Here is a 23,458-nt window from a genome sequence, read left to right on the forward strand (position 1 = left end):
CCAGGAATGCACCGAAACTTCGACAGGAGGATGACGTGATGGCCTATGCGGAGCAAGCCGAAACAGAAGCACTGCACGAACCCAAAAGCTTCCTGACCAAATATATCTGGAGTCAGGACCACAAGGTCATAGCCATTCAATATTCCGTGACGGCTATATTCGTGGGTCTTATCGCTGTGGTGTTGTCCGGCTTGATGCGCATACAGCTAGGCTTCCCCGGCAGCTTGGAGTTCATGGACGCCAGTGCTTACTATCAGGCGATGACCATGCACGGCATGATCATGGTCATTTACTTGCTGACGGCTTTGTTTCTGGGTGGCTTCGGCAATTATCTGATCCCGCTGATGGTGGGGGCCCGCGACATGGTCTTCCCCTATGTCAACATGCTGAGTTACTGGTTCTACCTGCTGGCGGTAGTGGTGTTGCTCTCCAGTTTCTTTGTCCCTGGCGGCCCCACCGGTTCGGGCTGGACGCTCTATCCGCCACAGTCCATTTCTCAGGGAACACCGGGGGTCGAGTGGGGCATCGTCCTGATGCTCATCTCACTGGCGATTTTTATTGTCGCCGCCACCATGGGCGGGTTGAACTACGTCACCACGGTGTTGCAGGCGCGCACGCACGGCATGACATTGTTTCGCATGCCGCTCTCCGTATGGGGAATTTTCATGGCCTCGATCATGGCCTTGCTGGCTTTCCCGGCATTGTTCGTCAGTGCGGTCATGATGCTGTTCGACAAGCTGTTGGGCACCAGCTTCTTTATGCCGGCGATGATCTCGCTGGGGCAGCAGATCGATCACCAGGGTGGCAGCCCAATCTTATTCCAGCACCTGTTCTGGTTCTTCGGCCACCCGGAGGTCTACATCGTTGCTCTCCCTGCGTTTGGTCTGGTCTCCGACTTGATCAGCACGCATGCGCGTAAAAATATCTTCGGCTACCGAATGATGGTGTGGGCCATTATTGCGATTGGCGTACTCAGCTTCGTGGTCTGGGCGCACCATATGTATGTCAGCGGAATGAACCCGTACTTTGGCTTTTTCTTCGCCGTCACCACCTTGATCATCGCAGTGCCGACCGCACTGAAAGTGTACAACTGGGTGCTGACCCTGTGGCGGGGCGACATTCATCTGACCGTGCCGATGCTGTTTGCCCTGGCCTTTATCGTCACCTTCCTGGTCGGCGGTCTGACCGGGTTGTTTCTCGGCAATGTGATCGTGGATATACCGCTCTCGGACACCTATTTCGTCGTGGCCCATTTTCATATGGTCATGGGGGTCGCACCGGTACTGGTGGTGTTCGGCGGCATTTATCATTGGTACCCGAAAGTCACCGGACGCATGTTGAACGACACCCTGGGCAAGCTGCATTTCTGGATTACCTTTCTGGGCACCTACGCCATTTTCTTCCCCATGCACTACCTGGGTTTTCAGGGTATGCCACGCCGCTATTACGCCTATGAAAACTACGCGTTCATCCCGCAATCGGCGCAAGAGTTGAATGCCTTCATTACGGTGGTCGCGTTGACTGTCGGCGTTTCCCAGCTGCTGTTCGTGTTCAACCTGGCCTGGAGTGCATTTAAGGGCAAGCCCGCAGGCAGCAATCCCTGGGGTGCGGCAAGTCTGGAATGGCAAACGCCGAATACGCCGCCGATACACGGGAACTGGGGTGAGAAGTTGCCGGTCGTGCATCGCTGGGCCTATGACTACAGTGTGCCGGGGATAGAACAGGATTTCGTTCCGCAAACGGTCTCCGCTGAGGAGTTGGAGCAAATGCGGGAACTCAGTGCCGGAATTAAAATAGCGGACGTTAAAACATGAACAGACTGCTATTGAGAAACGCCGACGGCGCCGACCCCGGTGGTAGTTGGGATCATGATCCAGGAGGGATTCAGGCCGCCGAGGGTGCCGATAGAAGCCACATTGCAAAAGTAGGCCTGCGCTTGTTTCTGGTGGTGGTGAGCTCGTTATTCTTTCTCTTTCTGTTCGCCTTCATCGCCCGTTCACAAATGGCTGACTGGCTACCCCTGACAGAGCCCTGGGCGCCGTTAGCCAATCTCTGGCAGTTATGGCTGAACTCGGCTTTTCTGGTGTTCAGTTGTATCGCCCTGCAGTGGTCGCGCATGGCTGCCCGACAGGCTCGACCGGGCGCAACGGTCATTGGTTTTGCATTGGGGGGCGTCTTTGCCATTGCCTTTCTGGCGGGGCAACTCTGGGTCTGGCAGCAGTTTGTCGCCTGGGGCTACTTTGTCGCCAGCAATCCGGCCAACAGTTTCTTCTACCTGTTGACCGGCCTGCATGGGCTCCACCTGCTGGGCGGGCTGATAGCCTGGGGGATAATCGTCGCTAAATTCCTGCATCGCGTGCCGTTGGCGCAACTTGGCGCCAGCGTAGAGCTCTGTGCCATCTATTGGCATTACTTACTGGGTCTTTGGTTCGTGCTATTCGCTTTGCTTGCCAGCACGCCGGAAACCTATGAAGCCATCGCCAGATTCTGCGGCCTGAGGTGAAAAGCCATGGCATCGCACCCACTTGCCCCAGGCGAATCCAGTTCATCCAATCCACCAGACTCACTGCCTGCACCGGGATGGCAGGGCATCGCCAGCGACTGGGCCTCGGATAGAGAGGTCTTCAAGCAGGTCCCTTGGGGCAAGGCGATGATGTGGATATTCCTGCTCAGCGATACTTTTATATTCACCTGTTTTTTAACCGGCTACATGTCGGTACGCATGACCATCACCACCGCCTGGCCGAACCCCAGTGAAGTGTTCGCATTGACGATTGCCGGTAAGGAAATCCCACTTATTTTGATCGCCATCATGACCTTTGTGCTGATCAGTAGCAGCGGCACCATGGCCATGGCCGTTAATTTCGCCTATCGCCATGATCGCGCGAAAACTGCTGCCCTGATGCTGGCGACCGCTGCCTTGGGGGTGACCTTCGTCGGCATGCAGGCATTTGAATGGAGCAAGCTGATCGCAGAAGGGGTGCGTCCCTGGGGAAACCCCATGGGAGCGGCTCAATTTGGTGCGAGCTTTTTCATGATTACCGGTTTCCACGGACTGCATGTGTCAATCGGCGCCCTCTACCTCAGCATTGTGGCGCTGAAAGTAATGCGGGGAGATTATGAGCGCTCCGGAAACTATCAGAACGTCGAGATAGCCGGGCTCTACTGGCACTTCGTGGATTTGGTGTGGGTGTTTATTTTTGCTTTCTTCTATTTATGGTAGAGGAGTACGGGTGATGGCACATGCTCAGGGTCAGCAACATCCAATCAGTTTGTACCTTAAGATTTGGGGGCTGTTATTCGTCCTCAGCACGCTGTCGTACCTTGTCGACTATTTCCATTTCCATGGCTATCTTCGGTGGTCCCTGATTATCACTTTCATGTTGTTGAAGGCAGGTTTGATTGTCTCCATCTTCATGCACATGGCCTGGGAACGGTTGACCATGGTCTACGCCATATTGTTGCCACCTTTGTGTTTACTGGTTCTCGTCGGACTGATGGCCACCGAGGCAGACTATGTTTTCCTCAGCCGGGTCATTTCCTTCGGCCAATAAGCAGCTTCCGAATGGCCATGAGTTTCCAGGGCTAACCCGATATCACTCGCTTGAATTGATGCCATTTGTGCTGCCAGGCCACTGTCCAGTGGGGGGCTGCCGTTCCCGTGCCGGCGATCGTCAGTGTTGGATGATGTTCGATTACCCGGTCCAATATCGGTTCCTGATTCGGTTCAACATCCACGAAGAAGATATGTTTTCCCTCTTCTACCATCTGTTTAAAATTGCGGAAGTGAGCATTCGGCACCTGGATACCAAAAAAGCCGCCTTCCCAGATGCAGAAGCCAAATATAACAATGGCCAGGAAGATAAAAGGCACCCAGCCTGCGGCGGATTCGGTCCAGCCCATCCAATAGGCGCCGCCAAGGACCAGCGCCGCAAGTGGCAAACCAACCACAGCACCAATCTCGCCAGAGTGAACAACATCCTGTTTCATTAACGAGTTAACCTCGTGGAGGTGATGTTCTTCAACATCAGCAACTTGTTCACTGAGCACATGAATTTGTTCGGTGTTGATGCCGTTGGCTTCCAGCTCATTTTCAACGGCTTCGAGATCGTCGAGATTGTCACTGATGTAATAGTGCCGATTCATGCCACACCTCCCATCTCGTGTTGGCTGTAGACCTCCTCTGTCGTGCAGCCGTTAACTGAGATTTGCAGTCGGTATTCTGTGCCCGTGGGGAACGTTGCACACTTCATGCAATTCGTAGGAAGTATAGCATTCGCTAATATGCAGGGCGGGCAACGTCAAGATCTGAGAGGCGGCAGGGCTTGGTGCAAGCCCCTAAATTCCAGACACAAAAAAACCGGCCATCGAGGCCGGTTTTTTCTGTTCCTGCATCCCCCGTCAAAAACTGACGTGAGATAAAAATTCGATTGGAGCGGGTGAAGGGAATCGAACCCTCGTTATCAGCTTGGGAATCTATTATTGGCGCAATGCCATCATCTGCCGGGGAATATCATTAACCCCCCTTAGCCCAGTAGAATCGTGCCTTTCAGCGTGGTGCGGCATTCAGTGCTCGTTCAGCTTGGACCACAGTGGTTCCAGCGAACTGTCACCACGAACTGTCACCAACTACCAGGACGAGACACCTATGCTCACGGATAAGCAGATACGGGCGCTGCAGCCTCGGGAAAAACCATTCGTCATTTCGGATGGGCGTAGTGCGAGGGGAGAGGGCGTGTTGCTACTCAAGATCCGCCCGAACGGGACGAAGGAGTTCTATTTTCAACGCTTCGTTGGCGGAAAGAAAAAACTCACAAAGCTGGGTACGTGGCCGGCGTTGAGCTTGACCGTGGCCAGGGATAGCTGCCGTGAAGAGAAGGAACTCATAATTTCGGCGGGCACATTCCAGCAGCTCCTGGACAACTACATCGCGAAGCTGCGTGCAGAGAATGCAGCGTCAGTCGAGGACGTGAAAAGCTCGTTTGAACGCTATGTGACTCGGCCTTTTCCACAAATGGTCCAGCGTCCGGTCGCGATGATTGGACCGGTCGAGATCCGCACTGTGATTGCGAGGATGATCGACAACGGCATCACCACCTACTGCAATCGCGTGCGATCGCAACTGCACGCTGCGTTTCAGTTGGGCTTGGAGCAAGAGCACAACCCGCGCAACTATCTGCAGAACAAAGTTCAGTTCGGATTGCTGAGCAATCCGGTGGCCAGCATTCCCGTGCAGGCCGATTGGGAGCAACCAGGTAATCGAGCTTTGTCCGTTGCTGAACTCAAATCCCTGTGGAATTTGCTACCCGAACAGCTTTCGCTTGTGACATCTGAGTTGATCAAGTTCCTGATCGCGTCAGGTGGCCAGCGCCCGCAGCAATTGCTGGGCACCACGCGAAAACAATACTTCGACGATCACCTGGTCATCCGTAACCTCAAGGGCGTCGACGGCGAGCGGATCTTGCACTCGGTGCCTTACAACAGACTGATGCGGCAAAGTCTGAAGATGCTGGATGAAGTCAGCGAAACGAGCGCCTATCGGTTTATGGGGAAGATGGAAGACAAGCCTCTGCACACACAATCGTTGTCCAGGGCGGTGACGAAGCTTTACAGCCGACATACAAAGCTGTTCGACGGGCCGTTCACCCTTCGGGATTTGCGGCGGACCTGTAAAACGTTAATGGGCGTTGCGGGCCTAGAGAAGGAGTTGCGGGATCGGATCCAGGGCCACGCATTTAACGATGTGTCGTCGAAACACTATGATCGGTACGACTATTTTAAAGAAAAACAGCGAGGGTTACAGCGCTGGTCATTGTGGCTTCAGAAAAATATTGTTCAAGTTGATTAGTATCGGTTGTCTTCCATTCTTTCAACGATCGCTAAGGCGTTCAACTAGAGACTAATTGGCGCCGGAGGCAATGCTGTAGCCTGTAATTCGGCCACCGAGTATGATGCGCTAAATGTATCGCAACCATCAGGGTTGGTTGATGGTTGCGAAGTTAGCATTGGATCTATCCTAGTTTTTCCTTGTTTTTTTTCATAACTCGATCTAAGACTTCTGAGCCAAATTGCGTTCGCAGACATTGTCTCACCAGGCCTACATGAGTGAAATAAACCCCACGCTCAAGTCTCGCGTACGCCTCCGTTCCGGGGATACTTCGAGAAATCACGTCTACCTCTGCCACCTTCTCCTTGTCTTTATTGAGCGCATCGCTTAGATGTGACGTTAAAATGTCTTTAAGGTCTTGAGTTGTAACAATATTGAGTTCGTGTAAATCTTGGAGCAGTCCGGCGTATGACTCGTCCACAGATTTGTTTTGCGCTGGGAGAATTTCTGATATTACTCTCGCTAAGTTGTCAACGTTGAGAGTTTCATTTTCTTCAACGGATTTTTGCGCGTGCTCAACATATTCTTCCCGCTCATTGAGAACGCGCTCAAACTCTAAGTCCACCGTTTCTAACAAGGCTGAAACCCTGTTTATCGCTCTGCGAACAGGAGGTGGTACTCCTGCCTCTTGCTTGTACTGCAATTTATGAGAGGCTGCTGCCCAGATATGTTGAGCAAGAGTTCTAACCTGAAGTTCAATAAAGAACTCATCAAGTCCTGCTAGGCTTGGAAGTGAAAGCCATGTTTTGGGTATTTTAACTATGTAGTGTTGTGATTGATACCCAAATTCGGACTCGCTTAACCGATCGCTCGTGTCTTCTGATGATACGACCTCGAAAGTCTCGGAAATTAAGGTGCTTACTTGTATTAAGTCTCTTTTAAATAGCAGAATGCTGCGGATTCCGATCAGGTCTTGAAGTTCCAGTAAGTTTTCTAGATCTATGTCTTTCCTTTCTATTTTTTCAGATATTGAATCTAGATTTTTTATGCGGCTTTCAATTGGTACGCCTAGGGTGATGTTGTTAAAGTTGAATAGCTCTAGTAGTTGGACGATTACAACATCGCGCAAGCGTTCAGCTCGACCTATATTGTTTTGATATTGAATGCGTAATCTCTCATTGTCCATAATGTAGGGCTCTTATTTGCGTGTATGAGAATATGTTGGGTGGAAATAAAGTTGGTGAATAGTATACGTTCGAAAGTAGTGATGTCTATGGCTGCACTAGCGGATTAGGCTAGTGCAGCCTGAAAACTACGTATTAGATTTTACTTTCCATTCTGCTGGGTTTCCTTGCCAAGCAATAATCGCGGATTCTCTCCATCCGACACGACCGGGCGAGATCAGCACTGGACGAGGGAATCGCCCATCCTTCATTGCGCGCCAGATGGTGGAGTGCGAAAGAGAAGTAACCGCGATTACATCCTTTTCCCGCATAAATCGATCAAGCTTGCTCACTGGCTTTTTCTCCAATTGAATCTGATCGAGTGAAACATTGCGATGATTTGACCTTGCATTTAACTGCCTCCTGGTCAGGCCTTGAAAATCCAGCATTTGACGGTTGAGCAGCGTGTGATCATGGGGTTCTTGGCGGCTTGCGCGGACCGCACGGCGCTGTCGACTGCCTTGTAGTCCAAGAACTTATGGCTGCGGGATTCCTTGAGCAGGTCTTTCAACGTAGTGACATCGGAGAGCTTCTGACGGTGCTCTGCCGCACGCTCGGCAAACTCGTTGAGGTTGATGGCGATAACGTCCGAGTTCTTGCTGTGGTTGACCAGGGGCTCGTCGTAGATCGATTCCAAGTAGTCATAAACCTGCCAAAACTCGGCAACAGCGCTGTGGTCGGCGTTAGTCGTGCTCTGCCGCTCGAGCGCCATTTCGACGATCTGCCGGCGGGTGGAGCTGACCTGCACTTCGGTCAAAGTGATGACCAGGCGAATGGCATCCAGCAGGGCGAACAGCTGAGCGTGATTCTTGATGATCCGCTCGACTCCGATATAACCCCGCAAACCGTTTCCACACTTGCGGCAGGCACCCTCACTGCTGAACTGATTGTCACAGGCGAAGCAATGTGTGTGCAGCCGGCGCAGTTTGGCTTCGTGTTCGGGGAAGCGCTTGCTGAAAACATCCATCACCTCCGACTCTTTCCGTACAGCCTGCAGAAGGAAGTGGCTCAAGGTGGTCCCATCCAGGGCATTTAGCTTGTCAGCTGCAGCGCGGCTTTCCGGAGTGACAGTAGGGCGGATGAAGTGCAGCTTCACGATGCGGGTCATGATCGCTTCGTGGGCAACAACTGCAGCGTTCTGGCTGATAGCGATTGTGCCGCGAAACGGCGGTTCATAGGTCTCGTTGCCGGCAGTCTTCACGCCTTTGGTTGCCAGCGTGCCGCCTCCGAAAAAGTCTTTCAATTCATCCCATTCAAAGGTTTTGGCGTGCGCCTTATCTTCGCTATGGCGGTCGGCCTCGAGGAACACGACCGGCATTCCGGATACCTGCCCCATCAACCGCGAGCGACCAGCCTTAGTAGACTTCATAGGATCGAATCCTTCGTAACCCTCACGCCCGAGCAGCTTCCATAGCAAGTTGAGCAGTGTGGTCTTGCCGGCACCGGCTTCGCCTGTGGCTTCCAGGAACGGGAACGACTGGAAACGGGCGCGGATTTGCTCGCAAAACAACGAGCCAAAGAAGAACAGTAGTGCAGCCAGTCCTTGGGTGCCAAAGCAGATCCAGAGCAACCGTAGCCATTCCTCGTCGTAACCTTTTACATCGCGCTGCAGCTTCACCGGCACGCCCTTCTGCAGCGTTTTCAGACGCATTTTCCCGAACTCAAAATAATCTTCGCTGTTTACCGGATAAACGTTGCCTTCCTTGATGGCCACGTCCCCGTAGATGTAGCAGCCGTATTCCTTGCTGTAACCGACATAGTCGATGGTGGATACGGTTTTGATTCCGTAGAGCTGGTCTTTCATCAGTTTGTCCAGTTGTTGGCCGCTGCCGGTGTACATGGCACCGGCGGCCATTCCGAGCAGTCGTTTTTTGAACTCGCTGGCGGCGGCGAGCTGACCGCTGGTGAAGGTGTTCTTGACGCTGCCGGCGTCATGGGGAAAGTCCACACGCAGGTAGTACCAGGACTCATCGGTGACTTCATTCCGCTGAAAGTACAGGGCTTGCGGATAGCAGTTGGCGATCTCCACAACGCTGCCGGATTGCTGCAGTGCTTTTTCACGCATTTGCGCTTGGTTCAGCAGCTGCTCGTCGTGATTGTCACTATCCTCAAGGTCCTGGACGGCCCGGTTGTATTTCTCCATGTCCAACTTGAACCAATAGAGACGGTTGCCGAAGCCCAGGTGGAATTCACCGCGTTTGTTCCAGTCGTACATCAGCAATGCCTTCTCGGCGGCGCTTTCAGCGATCAGCAGCGCACCCTGGTGGCGGATCTGCTTAACATCTGAAGCGACCTGAGCAGCCCGTTTTTCATCACCGTCGATGAAGGCCCAGCGCTGATGCAGATCGTTCCAGTCGACCTTGTGTCCGTCGCGCTGAGAAATCTGTGCGGCCTCGCAAACGAACCCCATTTCACGCGCCTGGCGAACCCAACGCCGGGTGTAGGCATGCGCACCAGGTTCGTTATCTAGAGCCCATACGAGCTTCGGCAACTTGTCGGTGCGATCACGGAGCAGTGCCTTCAGCGATTCTTCAGGGAAGGCATTCGAGGACATTGCCGACACGGCAGAAAGGCCGTTATGTACAAGTGCGATCGCGTCAAAGATTCCTTCAACAATCCAGATTTCTTTTACCTCGAGCAGGTCCACACATGGCGGGCACCACCACACACCACGGTAGGTTTCACCTGGTTTGAAGCGGGCTTTCATCTTGCCGAAGCGCGCAGGTCGATCGATAAGGCGTTCCCAATACCCGCCCTTCTCCAGAGAGAAACGCACCGTTGCGCTGCCAGCCTGGTCATGGCTGGAGTAAAACGTTTCCTGTGTGAACCAACCACCGATCAGCGATAAATCGAAGCCGCGGGCAAACTCTAGGTAGGCACGTGCCGTCGCAGTGGGGTGCTGATCGGTTGCCGGCGCGCGTTTGCTCCAGTCCTCAAACAGATCGTCGTAGATCTCTTTCACATGAACCGTGTGGCCGCACTTTTCCTGCCGTCCACAAATGAGCTGCCACGGACTGTCGAAACGGGTGTACAGCTCTTTTTTGTTGCACTTGGGGCAAGTACCACCTCGCATGTAGTTGGTGGGGGCACGATGCTTAAGGCCGAATTCGGACTCGATGCGCTGTAGGACGTCGTGACGCAGATCGTCTCTCATAGTTATTTCACTGCTTTAAGGCTGAGGGATAGGGCCGCCATCAGGCTTTTCTGGGCTGCCATCACAGGGGATCTTTCGAGGATCGATTTGTGTCGTGCGATCTGAGGGACGAAGCGATATTCGTCTGCGTACCAGTGTTCGTTCAGGCTCATCAGGTACTGCGCACGTAGGGCAGCCAATAGCGCTTCGGCATGGGCCGGAGGCATTTGGGTGGTGACAATTACGGCGTTTCCCATGTTGAAACCTCGGTATCAGGCAAAGCTCACCCAAACCCACAGGGTGTGGGGCTCGGGAATCGGTTGGTTAGGTGTTACGAGTTGGTGAAGCGCAGGCGCCCGTGATCCGGTGCGCTGATGATGCGTTCATAGATCAGGCTGACTGGCACGGCCCAGGTGGTGCCGCTGTATGGGTCAATGATCATCGTGACGGTTGCTGTGCTGTTTTCCAGATCAAGACGTTGCCGATCGCGGATGGCGTTCATGTCGCTGCAGGCTAGGTGAACCATCTTTTCAGCGGTCTGAGTGAGCAGGTCGTAATCGGCTACCAAGTGCTGTACTGCGCGGTCGAACAGTTGCTGATCGTTGCCCAGGTGTTCGCACTGGTGACGTTCTAGGAACGCAAGTGCGGAGGCTTTGAGCACGTCCTGATATTCCTGTACTGCAGGCAGAGTATTCATTGAGCAACTCCTGATTTATTGCGGTACAGGTCTATGGCTGCCAGCACTTCGGCGTGACGTGCTGCCATGTGCAGGTTGTGGGCATTGAGAATGTGTTCCGCTTCGACTTCGGAAATGCAACCGTCAGCCAATGCTTTTGCGATTTCCTGGTCAACAGTGCCGCGCTTGGCTGCAACCTGTACCGAGAGGGTGTACATCTCGACGTTGTCCAAGCTCTCAGGATCCGCGACCGGAACGAACAAACCGTCATACATTGCCGCGATGTAGGTGGGCAGATGTTGAGTGCCAGCTTCTTGTTCCAACTGGTAGAGCTGGGCGTCGGTTAGCGGGCGACTGTTGTTGTTTTCGTATGCGTGGTTGTCGAATTTTTTCAGCGCCAAACCTATGCGTGCTGCAGCGCACTCCCGTCCACCTGGGTAACTACAGATGATGGCGCTGACTACTTCCCGGCGAGTCTTTAGAAATGAACTTTTCATGTTCTGCTTTTCCCTGTGGCCCAGTGCTATTACTGTTCGATCACGCCGTCTTTGATACTGAGTAATACGGCGGCGCGATGTGCCTCCCCCCGGCGACCTTTTTTACGACCGTTCAAAAGGTCGCTGACCAAATTTTTATTCAGCGAATGAATGCGACTGAACTCCGCAATGCTCATTCCTTTTCGATCCAGGGCCTCGCGGGCTTGCTCGGGTGTAAGGGTGGCGGGCATAGTGTTCGCTCGTGTGCGTTTGTGTGGGTTCGTGTTCGTACGGCGCTGATTATGACCAATTTATTTGTCCTGTAAAGGGGCTAAAGCTTGAAAAACTTGTCACCGAATGAATTCTCGGAGTTGAGTGCGGGCGAATGCTTGCGCGAGGAAAGAAGTCGATTGGGCCTGAAACAAGAGGAAATGGCGCAGATCGGTGGCGTAACTCGTAACACTCAAGGGAGCTATGAACGGGATGAGAGACGCCCGGATACTGGCTACTTGAAAGCCTTGCATGCCGTAGGTCTCGACGTCCTTTACGTTGTCACAGGGGTCAGAACTGCAGCTCCAATTGGTGAGCTGAGCGAGGATGAAGAGGTGATAGTGAAGCGGTACCGCAGTATTCCAGCGGATGACCAAAAATCTGTGCGCCGTTTCCTGCAGGCGATTGCCGACGATGTAGCAAAAGCCTCGAATTAACCTGTAATAAATCATGCCGTTTCTCGCCCCGATAACGTCGATTCAGCAATGCACTTTTATGGAGTAGTGAGCATGCTGGATCGCGCCAATATCGATGACTATGTACAGACTGTTGAGTTTGAATGGCTCGCCCTTTCAAAAATCGAACGCCGTCTAGTTGGGCTTTACCGTCAGTTGACGGAAGAAGATCGAAAGCAACTCCGACGCCTGACTGAGGCGCTGGCGACAATTCCAGAGGAGACGATCGGCGGTTGACCTCCGATCGCTGGAAACTCGTTTGATGTAGCCGATCGCCGACAATGAGTCGGCGGTTTGCGACTCATGCCACCGCCTGTGAACCCAGCTGCTCAAACAGCTCTCGTTGTTTAGCCCTGGGCAAGTCCCTCAAACGATCAAACAATATCCTTTCAAACGACTGAGCCGACGGGCTCAACGTGTGCGAAAACGTCAGATTCGCAACCCATGTGTGCCCACACTTGGCGTCCAGGCACTGGCAGTAAAGCTTGGCAAAATCCTCCGATAACTGTTCTCGCGAAGCGATCCTCCCTTTGTGTCCGCATTTGCATATAACTCGCATTGTGTCCCTCCCCAGGGCAGCCAATCACCACTATATTGCCATAATATGCAGTGGTAATCTCTTTGCTATGCACTTGATATAGTTGAATCAACTGTCTCTTCTGAGGTTTTCCAGGTGAATCGCCTATCTGCTCGCAGTGAGTCATTCAGCTGGTTGAACAGCTGGCAGATCGGCCGGATTTCGTTGCTGGTATACACACGATCGATCTTCTCGATATCGCCAAAACCGGCGCTATTTTCCGGGATGATGCCGGCCAAGGCGGGATTCATGCGCCAGGCAGCGATCACGTCGTTGCGTGTGATGTTCTTGACCTTCTCCAGCTCGTCCTTGGCCTGGAAATCCCCCACCGGGATAATCTGAATCGCCTTCTCGGCGCCGCCGGGGATGTTCACGAACATCGAGCGGAAGTTGCCCACGCCCTTGCTCGCGCTGATCTGATCGCGCAGAGACTCTTCGTCCTCCTCCGTCAGGTTCGGGTCGTTGGTGTAGAAGATGTAGCCAGCGTGCGCGCCGTTGCTGTAGTAGCGGCGGCGGAAGAGGGTGGCGGCCTCGTTGAGCAACAGCGCCTGCATGCCGCCCAGGTAATCGGGCACACCGTAAATGTTCTGTTCGACGTCGTAGTTCATGACGTGCTCGACTTCATCCTCTTCGAATTCCACCTTTTTGCCGTCCGGCAACAGCATCACAAACCCCCCACCAACCCTTACCCGCATATTGATCGTGGGCAGATGATCCATCGTCAGCACCTGGCCGAAGGCGTTTCGATTACGTCGGAAGTACGCTTCGCCGAACACCATGAAATCCAAGCCTGCACGGCTCATGGTCTGTACCGAGCATCCACCCGAAGCGATGAACTCACGCAGCAGCAGGTTGCGTTTGAAGCCGGGAATGGCGCCGTGGTGGGCGTTGGCGCGCAGCAGCTTGGCCAGGCCCTGGCGTGATACCGGCGGGGTGTAGGTCTTTCCGTCGTGGGTGGCGAACACGCCCAAGTAATGCCCGATGTTCTCGGTCAGCACCTGTTCCGGTGCGCCGAATGAAAACGCCCGCATGGACCCGGGAGCCGGTGTTTTTTGCTGGTTTTTTGCTGGTTTGCCCATGGGTGCTTGGTCCGCTGAGTGTGTAGCGGCTGCGCCGCTGCTTGTTGATGTTGAGGGGTTCATGGGCCAGGGCGTGCATGATCGCCCAGGCGATATCGGCATGACCGGAGGCGTCAGTACGTGACGCGCTGTACGTGACCTGACCGCCATTAGTGGTGCCGCGCTTGATCGTCAGGAAGGCCTGAGCGATGTCGTTCCAGCCGGCATCCCACTCGATGCGACTGCCCTGAATCGTGTCCTGCGCTTTGAGCACCAGGGTGTTCTTTGTCTCGAGGCTGTAGTGGATCGAGGTCGCACGCGGGTAGAAGTCGCGCACCAGGTCGAACACGCCGTATCCGATGCCGGTGGTGTCGATGCCGATGTGCTGCACGTTGAAGCGCTCGGTGAGCTTCTTGACCTGGTCGGCCTGGTACTTGAACGACTGCCCACGCCAGCTGTGTTTCTCCAGGATCCGGAACTTGCCGCCATCCTCCAGCGGCGGCGCGACGACCACGCAGCTGGCGTCGTCGCGTGTGCGGCTGGGGTCGTAACCGATCCAAACGGGGCTGTTGCCGAATGGGCGCGGGTCCTCGGGGTCGTAGTCGGTCCACAACGACAGGTCTGAGTAGCAGCGCTCAAGGTCGACCAGGGAAAAAGCGCTCTGCGTGCTGTCGATGAACTTGCACAGGAACAGCTGCTGAAACTTGTCCTCGTCGTACTCCAGCTGCAGCTGCTCGAGGTCGAACAGATCACAACCGCCGGCGATCGCATCAAGGATGGTGATGACCTTGCGCCATTGCCCGTCCGGACAGAGCGAGCCCGCCGCGGTTTGGGCCTCGCTGGGCCAGGGATCTTTGGCGTTTTTGCGCTTGCTGTTGCGAAACTTCTCGCCGGTCCAAAACGGATACGCCTGGTGCGACACGGCGCTGGGTGTCGAGAAATAGGTTTTGCGCCACTTCTTGTGGGTGGCCATGGCGCTGGCGACGGTGTTCAGCTTCTCGAAGTCGCGGATCCAGAAATATTCGTCGACGTAGACGTGTCCATGGTGACCCTGGGCGGTGCTGCTGTTGGTGCTGAGAAAACGCAGTTCAGCCCATGGCTTACCGTCTTTGCTCAGCACAATCGGGTTGCCGGTCAGTTCGAGGCCGAACCATTCTTGAGCAAACGACAGAATGTAGCTGCGAAAAATCTCGGACTGGGCGCGGCTGGCCGACAGGAAAATCTGGTTGTCACCGGTCAGCACGGCGTCCATGAACGCTTCGCCGGCGAAGTAGTACGTCAGACCCACCTGACGGCTTTTCAGGATGTTCCGGATCCGGCTCGTAAGTGGGTTCTGTTTGGCGGCAAACAGCTCCTTCTGATAGCCGTACATCTTGCTGATGAACTTGTCGAGAAAGTCCACTTCCGTCAGCTCGCCGACTTCGTTTTTGGCCTTTTTCTCGCGCTTCTTTCCTCCCTTGTCACCGCGATCGCCTCGGTCCCGGCGCTCGCTGCGTTGTCCTTCACGGCGCTGGCCATCGTCCGCCGGCGGATCACCGATCGGCGCCGGTACCGACTTCGCAGATTGCTTCAACAGTCGATCGCGAACGGTAGTCAACCGATCGAGTTCGTCCAGGTCGCCCTTGGTCAGCGACGTGGTTTTGTCCAGGAGGAGGGTGATTCGCCGGCCAACAGCCGTCAGCGGTTCCTCGTCCGACAGCATGTCGTCCCATTCACCCTGGCGGATCCAGTAGTAAATGATCCGGATGTTAGGCAGGGACAATTGCGCCTGAATTTCACGCGGCTTGCAGCGGCGTAAATAGAGGCGTTTGGCGGCTTCTTTAAGTTCGGGGGCGTAGGGCATGGCTGCAGTCTATGCGGCGAAAACGCTGGAAACGCGGGGTTAAAATCCGCGTTTCGCCTATATCTGCGAAATAGGACCAACGCAAAAGTGAACCGTTTGTTTGGTGGTCTGCCGGTGCATATCGTGGCGGCTCAAATCACCGATTGAGCGCAGTTATCGCCCATGCCCCGTTCCCTTGTTTCGTTCTGGAAACGTGTCGCCACCAGCGGCACCACCGCTGATGGTCGCGAAATCCTTCCCCAGGAACTGCGTGATATCGCTGAGACCTACAGCCTCGCTAAATACACGGCGGTGATCTGGTCTGAGCACGAGCGTTGGAATGGATCCTACGGCACCGTTTTTGCGGTGCGCCTGATTGAAGAAGCGGACGACCTGGAACCCGGTCAAGTCGCATTGGAAGCCCAGCTCAAGCCCAACGACAAGCTGCTTTGCCTCAACGACCAGGGCGAAAAGCTTTTTACCAGCATCGAAATCACCCCGAACTTCGCAAACAGCGGCAAAGCCTACTTGTCCGGCCTTGCCGTGACCGATTCGCCGGCCAGCCTGGGCACCCAGGAGCTCTACTTTTCCCGCAAAACCGGCGAGCCCGTGCATTACGCCGCGTCTGTACCTCTTGGCGTGCTGGGTGATGAGGAGCCCAAGGGCGAGATTGGCATGTTGACCAACATGCTAACCCGCCTGTTCAAGCGCTTCGCTGTTGAAGACACCTCCACCGAAACGACCCAGACCACTCCCACCGAGAGCAAACCCCCAATGGATGAAGCTACAGCCAAGGCTTTGAAGGCCTTGATCGAACAACTCGGCCTCGTCGTCACTGGCCTTGCCGCTGTGATCGAGCCCGTGACTGTTGAAGTCACTGACCCGGCTATCACCGAAGTCGATGACGTGAAAGCCGCTGTCGACGCCATCGTGACTGAAGCCGAAGCGGATCGTGAGTTCGCAAAAAACGGCGGCGACAGCAAGCGTCTCGATCGTATCGAAGCGCTGTTGGAAAAGGCCTTCAACACCACCACCGGTCAGCCTTTGCCGAAAACCACCGGTTCCACCGAAATCAAAAAGCGGGTGCTGTGACATGAGCCAGCAATCTTTGAGCAATCGTGCTCTGAAGCAATACGCCTCGCTGCGTGAAGCGATCGCCGAGACCTACGGTGTCGACGTGACTCGCCAGTTCAACGTCGAACCGAGTATCGCCCAGGAACTGAACGACAAAATCACCGAGCGCGCAGACTTCCTCGAGCGCATCAACGTCGTGCCCGTGACGGAGATCAAGGGCGAAAAGGTCATGTTGGGCGTGACCGGTCCGGTGACCAGCCGCACCAACACCAAGACCACCGACCGTGAAGCCAAAGACGTTTCCGACCTGAACGGTTTGGGTTACGAGCTGTTCCACACGGAATCGGACGTTGGTCTGCCGTTCGCCAAGATCGACAGCTGGGCCAAGTTCCCAGACTTCGCCGATCGCTATTCGGCGGCGGTTCAGAAACAAATCGCTCTCGACCGCATCATGATTGGTTGGCATGGCGTTGCAGCTGCGCCCCAGACCAATCTGGCTACCAGCCCGATGCTGCAGGACGTGAACAAGGGTTGGCTGCAGATCGCCCGCGAGCAGATCCCGGAGCAGGTGCTCGAGGAGGGCGCAACCGCTGGGAAAATCACCCTCGGCACTGGCGGCGACTACGAAAACCTCGACGCCCTGGTGCACGACGTCAAGCAGATGATCAGTTCGGTTTTCCGTGACGGCGGCGACCTGATTGCCATTGTGGGCAGCGATCTGCTGGCCGCTGACAAGGCCAAGCTGTATTCCAACCAGGCTGGCAAACCCACCGAGAAAGAACGCATTGAAAGCGCCCAGGTCATTGCGACCTACGGCGGCCTGCCGACCTTCACCGTGCCGCATTTCCCGGTCAACGCTGTGGTCGTCACCAGCTGGGACAACCTGTCGATCTATTTCCAGGACAGCAGCTGGCGTCGTCACTTGATCGAGAACCCAAAACGCTCCCGCGTCGAGGATTACAACGGCCGTAACGAAGGCTACGTGATCGAGCAGCTGGAGAAATTCGCCGCGGCTGAAAAAGTGGAGCTCGTCTGATGAGCCTGGCACTGGCGCATAAGCGCCGCGTTCAAGCCGAAGGCCCAGCCGCCGCTGCACGCGCCGGTGCCGAGGCCGTGGTGTATTCCTCTGCCACCGCGCTTTCCAGCCCTGCCAACGGCAAAAAGCACCTGAAGCTGATGGAAGACGCCCTGGCTGTGGATCTGGAGCGCATTGGCGCGATCAACAGCCGCGAACTGCGTCAGCAGCTCAAGCGTGACGAACTGCTGCCCAAATACCTGGACTACGTGCAGCGCTACCGCGATTCCGGATTGAGTTTTCCGAACTCGGTGGTGATGCAGGTTCTGGTCTGGTTGTTTGACACCGTGCAGTTCGAAGCGGGGTTGGACCTGGCGAACTTCGTCATGGGTCAAGGTCAGGCCATGCCCGAGCGCTTCAAGCGTGACGTGCCGACCTTCGTCGCAGATGCGGTGATCGAGTGGGCCGAAGCTGAGCAGAAGGCCGGTCGCAGCCCTGAACCTTACCTGTCCGATCTGCTGCCCCGCGTAGATGGCGAATGGCAGCTCACCGAGCAGATCCCGGCCAAGTACCACAAGTTGATTGGCATCCGTGCGATGACGACCAAGGAATGGGCAAAGGCCATCACTCACTTCGAGCGCGCCACTGAGTTGCACGCCGCTGTCGGTGTCGGCACGCGTCTGGAAGGCGCTCGCAAGGCACTGGCAAAGGAACTGGCTGAGACAGCCGCCGAATAACCCGACTACCCCCCCCGGCGAGAAACTGTGGATGTGAGCCAACCATTTATGGCCCTGACCCACTGAAACAGTTTCCCGCCCCTATTCGAGTGCCCAGCAATGAGCTTTTCCGGGAAACCGACCACCTTTGTGGAACAAGCGATCGAGAACGACGGCTTCTGGCCGAACCTCTCCGTGGCCGAGTTTCAGAAGGGTTACCGCCTGCCGGCGGAGTTCCTGGTGGACATGCTGGTCGCTGATCTGACCACGGCGATGATCGAGGTCAATCAAGATCTGGCCAAACGTAAGTCTCAATGGCAGGGCGCAGGCATCACCAGCGTGGAATCTGCTGACCCTATGGTGCTGCCGGAGCGCACATTTCACGCAGCGACGTACAAGCGCGCCGCGTATTGCCGCGCCAAAGCCAGTTTGCTGTCGCAATTCGCCTCGGTCGTTCGCCGTGAAAGCGCCGAGAACCTGGGCAAAGAGGAACCCGAGCGTAAGGAAACCTTCCTCGAATTCAGCCAGCAGGCCGTCCGCTCGCTGCAGGGCCGTGGGCGCATTACGGCGGTGTTGCTGTGATCAAACTTCGCGCGCTCACCACGTACCTGATCGAACGCCGCCTGGTTGAGGCCGAGCAGCTCGACAGCTGGACCGACCAGGTGAACCTGGAACTGATCTGGAAACCTGACCTCGACGGCCTTCGCATGGGTGACATGCACTACAGCGCCACGATCGCGCTCGAGCGTTTCGCCGATCACCCCGGGCGGCTGATGGCGTTGGTGGGTAGCTGGCTTGAAACCAATGACCAGGGGCGCGACCGCGACGAACTGCCGGCGCCGAAGTTCGATATCACCATGCTCGACAGCGATCTGGCCGACGTGGACATCACCCTGGAGTTCAACGAGCCCCAGTACCTGGCAGAGGATCCCGCCGGCGAGATCGAGGCCTTCGGCAAGACGTGGGCGTTTGTCCCGTTTGACCTGTGGGTTGCCGAACACGGCGAGGTGGCGAGCAATGGCCGGCCGTAGCACTTTTGAGCTCGATGCTCGGGGCTACTTGGGCATCCGTGAGCAGTTGGCATTGCTCAGCCTGCCGCCGCAACTGCGCCGGCGCCTGCTCAACAACGTCACCAAGCGCGTGCGGACGATGAGCCGTAAGCGGGCGAGAGACCAGCAGAACCTGGACGGCACGCCGTTCGAGGCGCGCAAAGGATCCGCCAAGGGAAAAAAGAAGATGGAAGCCGGCCTGGCCAAGCTGATGGTGGTCACCCGCGTGAACGCCAATGAAGCCGAATTGGGCTGGCGCAATGCCCTGACCAGTTGGGTCGCAGCTCAACAACACCACGGGGTCAGCGAGCGACGCACCGCCGCCCAGATGCGCAAGTGGAACACCGTTCCCGTCGGTCTGGCTGCCACGGAAAAGCAGGCCAAGCGCCTACGCCGGCTGGGCTTCAAGGTCCGTCAACAAGGCAAAAAGAGTCTCACGCGCCCGTCAGTGGCCTGGATTCAAGAGCACGTGAACTACGCCAAAGCGGGGCTGCTGATTCGCATCTTGGATGACGAGAAGGCCGAGAGCAGCGGCGCGCAAAGCTGGGAAATCACCTTGCCCAAGCGCCAGTTCATCGGCGTCAGCACCGAACGAGACACTGGCTTGCTGCTGAACCAGGTACTCCAACAAATCCTTAATTCTCCCCGCTAACGAGGCACTGCATGGCACTCGGCAAAGTCAGCGTAAACAATCTCAATCTGGGCCAGGGTGCCGTGACTGAGATCGAACGCTATTTCCTTTTCATTGGCCCCGGTGCGAAGAGCATCGGCCAGCTGATCCCTTTGAACACTGACAGCGACCTGGACAGCGCACTGGGCATCCCGGCTAGTGATCTGAAAACCCAGATCACTGCCGCCCAGCTGAACGGCGGCGATCGCTGGGCTTGCCTGGCCGCTCCGATCGCGGCGGATGGTGATTGGTCTGAAGCGCTCGAAAACGCGCAGCAGCAAGGTTTCTCGGTTGAGTCAGTGGTGATTACCAAACCGGTGACAGCTGGCGCAGAGCTGTCGGCCATGCATGACGCAGCTATTTCGCTGAACAGCGTCTACGGCCGTCGGGCTTTCGTGATGGCGGCGAGTGCGGGCATTACTGTGCTGCAGGCTTGGGACCAGTACCTGCTCGAGCAGCGGGCAATCACCGCCGATCTGGCGGCGCCCCGTGTCCTGGTCGTGCCTCAGTTGCACGGCAATGACCTTGGCGTGCTGGCCGGCCGCTTGGCGAACGCCGCTGTGAGCATTGCTGACAGCCCCATGCGTGTGGCGTCCGGCGCCCTGTTGGGTCTGGGCACCGTTCCCGTCGACGTCGAAGGTGTGCCGCTGCCATCGGCGATCCGTGCCGAGCTCGACAAAGCGCGATTCTCCGTTTCGCAGACCTATCCGGACTACCCGGGCGTGTACTGGGGTGACGGCAACATGCTCGATGCGCCAGCGAGTGATTTCCAGGTGGTCGAGTACTTGCGCCTGGCTGACAAAGCCGCTCGCCAGGTGCGCCCGCTGCTGATTCGCCGCGTTGCCGATCGCCGGCTCAACAACACCCCCAACAGCATGGCAGCCGCTATCAGCGCGCTGATGAAGCCACTGCGCCTGATGGCGAAGTCCGCCGCGTTCGCCGGCCAGGTGTTCCCCGGTGAGATCGAGGCGCCCAAAGACGGCGACATCGTTCTGGTGTGGCTCAGCAAAACCAAGGTCGAGATCTACATCAAAATCCGGCCGCTCAACTGCCCGAAAGACCTGACGGCAAACATCGCCCTCGACCTTTCCAACGACGATTCGGAGTAAGCCCCTATGTCACGTATTGGCGGCAAGAACTTCGACGTGAACCTGGGCGATCTGCTGGTTCACGTCGAAAACTGCACCCTCGATGTCACGGACAACACCGCCGTGGCACAGAGCAAGGGCGTTCCCAACGGGCACGTCGACGGCGACGTCTCGGCCAGCGGGGAAATGGAATTCGACACCAGTAACTTCAACCTGTTGATCGAGGCTGCACGCACAGCGGGCAGCTTTCGCGAGCTCGAACCATTCGACATCGTTTTCTTTGCCAAGGCCGGCGACGAGGAACTGCGCGTCGAGGCGTTCGCTTGCAAGTTGAAGGTCTCCAGCCTGTTGGGTGTGGACCCCAAAGGCGGCGAGAAATCCAAGCACAAGGTGCCGTTTGACGTCACCAGCCCGGACTTCATCCGCATCAACGGCGTGCCTTACCTGGCTGCCGCTGAGATCGAGGGGCTGCGCTGATGGGGGACTGGCTTGATAACGCCAAAGCGATCGAGGAGCTGGAGCGTGAGCGTTCGATCGCTGCCCAGCTGGCCCAACCGCGGCCGGCGGGGCCGAGCCGGACCCACTGCAAAACCTGCGACGACGAGATCCCAGCTGCGCGCCAGGCGTTGGGCGGGATCATCCGCTGCACGCCATGCCAGACGACCTTCGAGAAAGGAAAACGCTGATGAGCACGACTCTGCAGCAGCCCCTAACCGATCCAGGCGTAGACACCTCCCGCCAGGGCAGGATCGAGCGCGATGTGATGTTGATCCAGTACCGCCTGACGGCTATGGAAAACCGGCATGAGTCGGTGCCGATCCGCGTCACCAAGCTCGAGCAGCAGTTCGAGCATATGTCGGGACAGCTGTCTCAGCTCAACGAAGGCCAGCAGAAACTGACCGTCGTTGTGTCCGATATTGGCAAGAAAATCACCTGGGCGTTGGCGATTGCCAGCACCCTCTGGGCGATTTTGCAGATGATCGGCCCGACCCTGCTGCGGGCATTCCTGCCATGAGCCTGCGAAACAAGATCATCGCCGGGATCCTTGTCCTGGGCAGCGGCACGGTCATGGGCTTCTTGGGCACGTGGGAAGGCGAAGGCCAGAATACGGTCTACCCCGACAAGCTGGCTCGAGGCCTGCCCACTGTATGCAAGGGGATCACCCGCCATACCAGCCCTTATCCGGTCGTGATCGGCGACTTCTGGTCAGACGCTCGCTGTCACCAGGTGGAGCAGCTGGTGGTCGAGAAAGGCCAACTGGCTCTGGCTGACTGCCTGACGAATCAGGCGATCGGGCAAAACACCTTCGACGCCCTGACCAGCCATGGCCACAACTTCGGCATGCCGACCACGTGCGCCAGTCGGGCCGTGGGCCTGATCAACACCGGCCGCATCACTGACGGTTGCAAGGCATTGGCCTGGGCCCCGGATGGAAAAACGCCGGTGTGGGCCTACGTCACCGATGGCCAGGGCCGCAAACAGTTCGTTCGAGGCCTGCATGCTCGGCGCGTGGCGGAAGCGGAGCTGTGCGCCCGATGACTATCTCGCCACTGCGCCTTGCCGCGTTTCTCCTGCTGTCGGCCCTGCTGGTGTGGGTTGCTTTTGACCGGGTGACCGACCGGCTCGGCACCATTCAACGCGAACGCGACAGCGCTCAGTTTGAACTCATAGGCCTGCGCGAAGCAGCCCGAATCAGCGGCGAGATGTTGGCCGCACGCGATGAGATCGATTTTCAACGTACTCAGGAGCTGAGCCATGCGCTCAATCAAAACGATGAGTTGCGCCGCGCTGTTGACGATGGCCATCAGCGGCTGCGCATCAAAGCTACCTGCAGCAGCCCCAAGCCCGATCAGACCGGCGCCGGCGGCGTGGCTGATGCAGGAACCGCCGAACTCGCAGCAGACGCTCGACCGGATTATTTCACCCTCAGAGATCAGATCGCCCTCAGCCGGCAAATGATCCTGGGTCTGCAGGACCACGTGCGCCGGATCTGCCTGCGCTGACCGTCACCCTTCAATCTAAATGGAACAACAAGATGACCGAGAAACGCGAAATCACCCTGGAAGTCGGCGACAAAGAATTCACCTTCTCGCTGACCCCACAGGACGTGACCAAGTACTTCAACGCCATGACGGCCAACAACAAGGTGTCGCCGTCGCACAACCTGCTGGTCAACACCGTCGACCAGCAGGAGCGGGCCACGCTGAAGTCCCTGCTGGTCAACCCGGTGATGGTCATGCAACTGGCCGGTGCGCTGCTCGAGGAGTACGCGCCGGACGTTGAAATCATCGTAAAAAAGCCCTCGAACACGCTGAGCGACTGAGCGAAG

General features: G+C 56.4%; 31 protein-coding genes. 20 read left to right on the forward strand and 11 right to left on the reverse strand.

The window, feature by feature from the left end; translation table 11 throughout:
* Positions 1-38: 38 nt before the first annotated feature.
* The 4 genes from ctaD to CKW20_RS02075 are packed head-to-tail and all read left to right on the forward strand — an operon-like array spanning position 39 to position 3,554.
* Entirely contained in the window at positions 39-1,814 is a 1,776-nt protein-coding gene (gene ctaD, locus CKW20_RS02060; RefSeq protein ID WP_095051443.1) for a cytochrome c oxidase subunit I, read from the forward strand.
* The gene (locus CKW20_RS02065; protein WP_095051444.1) at positions 1,811-2,503 is read left to right on the forward strand and encodes a cytochrome c oxidase subunit 3; all 693 of its coding nucleotides are present in this window, start codon (positions 1,811-1,813) and stop codon (positions 2,501-2,503) included. The genes ctaD and CKW20_RS02065 overlap by 4 nt, the downstream gene beginning before the upstream one ends.
* A 6-nt stretch (positions 2,504-2,509) precedes the next feature.
* Positions 2,510-3,223: a heme-copper oxidase subunit III family protein gene (locus CKW20_RS02070; protein ID WP_095051445.1), complete on the forward strand. Its 714-nt coding sequence runs from the start codon at positions 2,510-2,512 to the stop codon at positions 3,221-3,223.
* A gap of 13 nt (positions 3,224-3,236) precedes the next feature.
* On the forward strand, positions 3,237-3,554 hold the full coding sequence (locus CKW20_RS02075; RefSeq protein WP_030132679.1) for a cytochrome C oxidase subunit IV family protein: 318 nt from the start codon (positions 3,237-3,239) through the stop codon (positions 3,552-3,554).
* Between the two features lie 31 nt (positions 3,555-3,585).
* Here the strand turns inward: CKW20_RS02075 and CKW20_RS02080 are convergent, their stop codons facing one another.
* Entirely contained in the window at positions 3,586-4,146 is a 561-nt protein-coding gene (locus CKW20_RS02080; protein WP_095051446.1) for a hypothetical protein, read from the reverse strand.
* Between the two features lie 502 nt (positions 4,147-4,648).
* Here CKW20_RS02080 and CKW20_RS02085 point away from each other — a divergent pair.
* Entirely contained in the window at positions 4,649-5,848 is a 1,200-nt protein-coding gene (locus CKW20_RS02085) for an integrase family protein (protein WP_095051447.1), read from the forward strand.
* A 163-nt stretch (positions 5,849-6,011) separates the two neighbouring features.
* Here the strand turns inward: CKW20_RS02085 and CKW20_RS02090 are convergent, their stop codons facing one another.
* The 7 genes from CKW20_RS02090 to CKW20_RS02120 all read right to left on the reverse strand — a co-directional run bounded on the left by CKW20_RS02090 (position 6,012) and on the right by CKW20_RS02120 (position 11,586).
* Positions 6,012-7,013, reverse strand: a complete 1,002-nt coding sequence (locus CKW20_RS02090) for a GTP pyrophosphokinase family protein (RefSeq protein ID WP_095051448.1) — start codon at positions 7,011-7,013, stop codon at positions 6,012-6,014.
* A 126-nt stretch (positions 7,014-7,139) separates the two neighbouring features.
* Positions 7,140-7,439, reverse strand: coding sequence for a helix-turn-helix transcriptional regulator (locus CKW20_RS30085; RefSeq protein ID WP_371857389.1), 300 nt, complete (start codon positions 7,437-7,439; stop codon positions 7,140-7,142).
* Positions 7,418-10,204, reverse strand: a complete 2,787-nt coding sequence (locus tag CKW20_RS02100; RefSeq protein ID WP_095051449.1) for a toprim domain-containing protein — start codon at positions 10,202-10,204, stop codon at positions 7,418-7,420. The genes CKW20_RS30085 and CKW20_RS02100 overlap by 22 nt, the downstream gene beginning before the upstream one ends.
* Before the next feature lie 2 nt (positions 10,205-10,206).
* Complete coding sequence (locus CKW20_RS02105; protein ID WP_095051450.1) at positions 10,207-10,440, reverse strand: hypothetical protein; 234 nt, start codon at positions 10,438-10,440, stop codon at positions 10,207-10,209.
* Between the two features lie 74 nt (positions 10,441-10,514).
* The gene (locus tag CKW20_RS02110; protein ID WP_095051451.1) at positions 10,515-10,880 is read right to left on the reverse strand and encodes a hypothetical protein; all 366 of its coding nucleotides are present in this window, start codon (positions 10,878-10,880) and stop codon (positions 10,515-10,517) included.
* Complete coding sequence (locus tag CKW20_RS02115; RefSeq protein WP_095051452.1) at positions 10,877-11,356, reverse strand: YmfL family putative regulatory protein; 480 nt, start codon at positions 11,354-11,356, stop codon at positions 10,877-10,879. The genes CKW20_RS02110 and CKW20_RS02115 overlap by 4 nt, the downstream gene beginning before the upstream one ends.
* Positions 11,357-11,385: 29 nt before the next feature.
* Positions 11,386-11,586, reverse strand: a complete 201-nt coding sequence (locus tag CKW20_RS02120) for a DNA-binding protein (RefSeq protein ID WP_095051453.1) — start codon at positions 11,584-11,586, stop codon at positions 11,386-11,388.
* A gap of 87 nt (positions 11,587-11,673) precedes the next feature.
* On the opposite strand from CKW20_RS02120, the gene CKW20_RS02125 reads away from it, so the two are divergent.
* Complete coding sequence (locus tag CKW20_RS02125; RefSeq protein ID WP_095051454.1) at positions 11,674-12,042, forward strand: helix-turn-helix domain-containing protein; 369 nt, start codon at positions 11,674-11,676, stop codon at positions 12,040-12,042.
* A 72-nt stretch (positions 12,043-12,114) separates the two neighbouring features.
* Positions 12,115-12,297 (forward strand): hypothetical protein, encoded by a 183-nt coding sequence (locus tag CKW20_RS02130; RefSeq protein WP_095051455.1) that lies wholly within the window; start codon positions 12,115-12,117, stop codon positions 12,295-12,297.
* Positions 12,298-12,361: 64 nt separating this feature from the next.
* Here the strand turns inward: CKW20_RS02130 and CKW20_RS02135 are convergent, their stop codons facing one another.
* The 3 genes from CKW20_RS02135 to CKW20_RS02145 all read right to left on the reverse strand — a co-directional run bounded on the left by CKW20_RS02135 (position 12,362) and on the right by CKW20_RS02145 (position 15,538).
* Positions 12,362-12,619 carry an ogr/Delta-like zinc finger family protein gene (locus CKW20_RS02135; RefSeq protein WP_095051456.1) on the reverse strand — a complete coding sequence of 86 codons (258 nt, stop codon included), beginning with the start codon at positions 12,617-12,619 and terminating at the stop codon, positions 12,362-12,364.
* Positions 12,620-12,684: 65 nt separating this feature from the next.
* Positions 12,685-13,548 carry a phage portal protein gene (locus CKW20_RS29740; RefSeq protein ID WP_256584999.1) on the reverse strand — a complete coding sequence of 288 codons (864 nt, stop codon included), beginning with the start codon at positions 13,546-13,548 and terminating at the stop codon, positions 12,685-12,687.
* Entirely contained in the window at positions 13,475-15,538 is a 2,064-nt protein-coding gene (locus CKW20_RS02145) for a terminase large subunit domain-containing protein (protein WP_095051458.1), read from the reverse strand. The genes CKW20_RS29740 and CKW20_RS02145 overlap by 74 nt, the downstream gene beginning before the upstream one ends.
* 162 nt (positions 15,539-15,700) lie before the next feature.
* Here CKW20_RS02145 and CKW20_RS02150 point away from each other — a divergent pair, with 162 nt between their 5' ends.
* The 13 genes from CKW20_RS02150 (at position 15,701) to CKW20_RS02210 (ending at position 23,452) form a co-directional block, all read left to right on the forward strand.
* The gene (locus CKW20_RS02150) at positions 15,701-16,609 is read left to right on the forward strand and encodes a GPO family capsid scaffolding protein (RefSeq protein ID WP_095051459.1); all 909 of its coding nucleotides are present in this window, start codon (positions 15,701-15,703) and stop codon (positions 16,607-16,609) included.
* A gap of 1 nt (position 16,610) precedes the next feature.
* On the forward strand, positions 16,611-17,627 hold the full coding sequence (locus CKW20_RS02155) for a phage major capsid protein, P2 family (protein ID WP_095051460.1): 1,017 nt from the start codon (positions 16,611-16,613) through the stop codon (positions 17,625-17,627).
* Complete coding sequence (gpM, locus tag CKW20_RS02160; RefSeq protein WP_095051461.1) at positions 17,627-18,343, forward strand: phage terminase small subunit; 717 nt, start codon at positions 17,627-17,629, stop codon at positions 18,341-18,343. The genes CKW20_RS02155 and gpM overlap by 1 nt, the downstream gene beginning before the upstream one ends.
* Before the next feature lie 99 nt (positions 18,344-18,442).
* Entirely contained in the window at positions 18,443-18,904 is a 462-nt protein-coding gene (locus CKW20_RS02165) for a head completion/stabilization protein (RefSeq protein ID WP_095051462.1), read from the forward strand.
* On the forward strand, positions 18,901-19,353 hold the full coding sequence (locus CKW20_RS02170; protein WP_095051463.1) for a phage tail protein: 453 nt from the start codon (positions 18,901-18,903) through the stop codon (positions 19,351-19,353). The genes CKW20_RS02165 and CKW20_RS02170 overlap by 4 nt, the downstream gene beginning before the upstream one ends.
* Positions 19,340-20,023 carry a virion morphogenesis protein gene (locus tag CKW20_RS02175; RefSeq protein ID WP_095051464.1) on the forward strand — a complete coding sequence of 228 codons (684 nt, stop codon included), beginning with the start codon at positions 19,340-19,342 and terminating at the stop codon, positions 20,021-20,023. Before CKW20_RS02170 ends, CKW20_RS02175 begins: the two co-directional genes overlap by 14 nt.
* An 11-nt stretch (positions 20,024-20,034) precedes the next feature.
* Positions 20,035-21,150, forward strand: a complete 1,116-nt coding sequence (locus CKW20_RS02180) for a DUF2586 domain-containing protein (RefSeq protein WP_095051465.1) — start codon at positions 20,035-20,037, stop codon at positions 21,148-21,150.
* Between the two features lie 6 nt (positions 21,151-21,156).
* Positions 21,157-21,606, forward strand: coding sequence for a phage protein (locus CKW20_RS02185; RefSeq protein WP_095051466.1), 450 nt, complete (start codon positions 21,157-21,159; stop codon positions 21,604-21,606).
* A complete protein-coding gene (locus CKW20_RS02190; RefSeq protein WP_095051467.1) occupies positions 21,606-21,815 on the forward strand; it encodes a TraR/DksA C4-type zinc finger protein in 210 nt (69 codons plus the stop codon). Before CKW20_RS02185 ends, CKW20_RS02190 begins: the two co-directional genes overlap by 1 nt.
* Positions 21,815-22,144 carry a hypothetical protein gene (locus CKW20_RS02195; RefSeq protein ID WP_256584976.1) on the forward strand — a complete coding sequence of 110 codons (330 nt, stop codon included), beginning with the start codon at positions 21,815-21,817 and terminating at the stop codon, positions 22,142-22,144. The genes CKW20_RS02190 and CKW20_RS02195 overlap by 1 nt, the downstream gene beginning before the upstream one ends.
* Positions 22,141-22,668: a lysozyme gene (locus CKW20_RS02200; RefSeq protein WP_095051468.1), complete on the forward strand. Its 528-nt coding sequence runs from the start codon at positions 22,141-22,143 to the stop codon at positions 22,666-22,668. Before CKW20_RS02195 ends, CKW20_RS02200 begins: the two co-directional genes overlap by 4 nt.
* A complete protein-coding gene (locus tag CKW20_RS02205) occupies positions 22,665-23,132 on the forward strand; it encodes a lysis protein (protein ID WP_095051469.1) in 468 nt (155 codons plus the stop codon). Before CKW20_RS02200 ends, CKW20_RS02205 begins: the two co-directional genes overlap by 4 nt.
* A 32-nt stretch (positions 23,133-23,164) precedes the next feature.
* Entirely contained in the window at positions 23,165-23,452 is a 288-nt protein-coding gene (locus CKW20_RS02210) for a putative phage tail assembly chaperone (RefSeq protein WP_095051470.1), read from the forward strand.
* The last annotated feature ends 6 nt before the right edge of the window (positions 23,453-23,458 follow it).

The organism is Pseudomonas sp. Irchel s3b2 (assembly GCF_900187445.1).
GTDB lineage: Bacteria > Pseudomonadota > Gammaproteobacteria > Pseudomonadales > Pseudomonadaceae > Aquipseudomonas.

Coding starts and splice junctions, on each gene's coding strand:
- ctaD (WP_095051443.1), top strand. CDS start 39: ATGGCCTATGCGGAGCAAGCCGAAACAGAAGCACTGCACGAACCCAAA.
- CKW20_RS02065 (WP_095051444.1), top strand. CDS start 1,811: ATGAACAGACTGCTATTGAGAAACGCCGACGGCGCCGACCCCGGTGGT.
- CKW20_RS02070 (WP_095051445.1), top strand. CDS start 2,510: ATGGCATCGCACCCACTTGCCCCAGGCGAATCCAGTTCATCCAATCCA.
- CKW20_RS02075 (WP_030132679.1), top strand. CDS start 3,237: ATGGCACATGCTCAGGGTCAGCAACATCCAATCAGTTTGTACCTTAAG.
- CKW20_RS02080 (WP_095051446.1), bottom strand. CDS start 4,146: ATGAATCGGCACTATTACATCAGTGACAATCTCGACGATCTCGAAGCC.
- CKW20_RS02085 (WP_095051447.1), top strand. CDS start 4,649: ATGCTCACGGATAAGCAGATACGGGCGCTGCAGCCTCGGGAAAAACCA.
- CKW20_RS02090 (WP_095051448.1), bottom strand. CDS start 7,013: ATGGACAATGAGAGATTACGCATTCAATATCAAAACAATATAGGTCGA.
- CKW20_RS30085 (WP_371857389.1), bottom strand. CDS start 7,439: ATGCTGGATTTTCAAGGCCTGACCAGGAGGCAGTTAAATGCAAGGTCA.
- CKW20_RS02100 (WP_095051449.1), bottom strand. CDS start 10,204: ATGAGAGACGATCTGCGTCACGACGTCCTACAGCGCATCGAGTCCGAA.
- CKW20_RS02105 (WP_095051450.1), bottom strand. CDS start 10,440: ATGGGAAACGCCGTAATTGTCACCACCCAAATGCCTCCGGCCCATGCC.
- CKW20_RS02110 (WP_095051451.1), bottom strand. CDS start 10,880: ATGAATACTCTGCCTGCAGTACAGGAATATCAGGACGTGCTCAAAGCC.
- CKW20_RS02115 (WP_095051452.1), bottom strand. CDS start 11,356: ATGAAAAGTTCATTTCTAAAGACTCGCCGGGAAGTAGTCAGCGCCATC.
- CKW20_RS02120 (WP_095051453.1), bottom strand. CDS start 11,586: ATGCCCGCCACCCTTACACCCGAGCAAGCCCGCGAGGCCCTGGATCGA.
- CKW20_RS02130 (WP_095051455.1), top strand. CDS start 12,115: ATGCTGGATCGCGCCAATATCGATGACTATGTACAGACTGTTGAGTTT.
- CKW20_RS02135 (WP_095051456.1), bottom strand. CDS start 12,619: ATGCGAGTTATATGCAAATGCGGACACAAAGGGAGGATCGCTTCGCGA.
- CKW20_RS02145 (WP_095051458.1), bottom strand. CDS start 15,538: ATGCCCTACGCCCCCGAACTTAAAGAAGCCGCCAAACGCCTCTATTTA.
- CKW20_RS02150 (WP_095051459.1), top strand. CDS start 15,701: ATGCCCCGTTCCCTTGTTTCGTTCTGGAAACGTGTCGCCACCAGCGGC.
- CKW20_RS02155 (WP_095051460.1), top strand. CDS start 16,611: ATGAGCCAGCAATCTTTGAGCAATCGTGCTCTGAAGCAATACGCCTCG.
- gpM (WP_095051461.1), top strand. CDS start 17,627: ATGAGCCTGGCACTGGCGCATAAGCGCCGCGTTCAAGCCGAAGGCCCA.
- CKW20_RS02165 (WP_095051462.1), top strand. CDS start 18,443: ATGAGCTTTTCCGGGAAACCGACCACCTTTGTGGAACAAGCGATCGAG.
- CKW20_RS02175 (WP_095051464.1), top strand. CDS start 19,340: ATGGCCGGCCGTAGCACTTTTGAGCTCGATGCTCGGGGCTACTTGGGC.
- CKW20_RS02180 (WP_095051465.1), top strand. CDS start 20,035: ATGGCACTCGGCAAAGTCAGCGTAAACAATCTCAATCTGGGCCAGGGT.
- CKW20_RS02185 (WP_095051466.1), top strand. CDS start 21,157: ATGTCACGTATTGGCGGCAAGAACTTCGACGTGAACCTGGGCGATCTG.
- CKW20_RS02190 (WP_095051467.1), top strand. CDS start 21,606: ATGGGGGACTGGCTTGATAACGCCAAAGCGATCGAGGAGCTGGAGCGT.
- CKW20_RS02195 (WP_256584976.1), top strand. CDS start 21,815: ATGAGCACGACTCTGCAGCAGCCCCTAACCGATCCAGGCGTAGACACC.
- CKW20_RS02200 (WP_095051468.1), top strand. CDS start 22,141: ATGAGCCTGCGAAACAAGATCATCGCCGGGATCCTTGTCCTGGGCAGC.
- CKW20_RS02205 (WP_095051469.1), top strand. CDS start 22,665: ATGACTATCTCGCCACTGCGCCTTGCCGCGTTTCTCCTGCTGTCGGCC.
- CKW20_RS02210 (WP_095051470.1), top strand. CDS start 23,165: ATGACCGAGAAACGCGAAATCACCCTGGAAGTCGGCGACAAAGAATTC.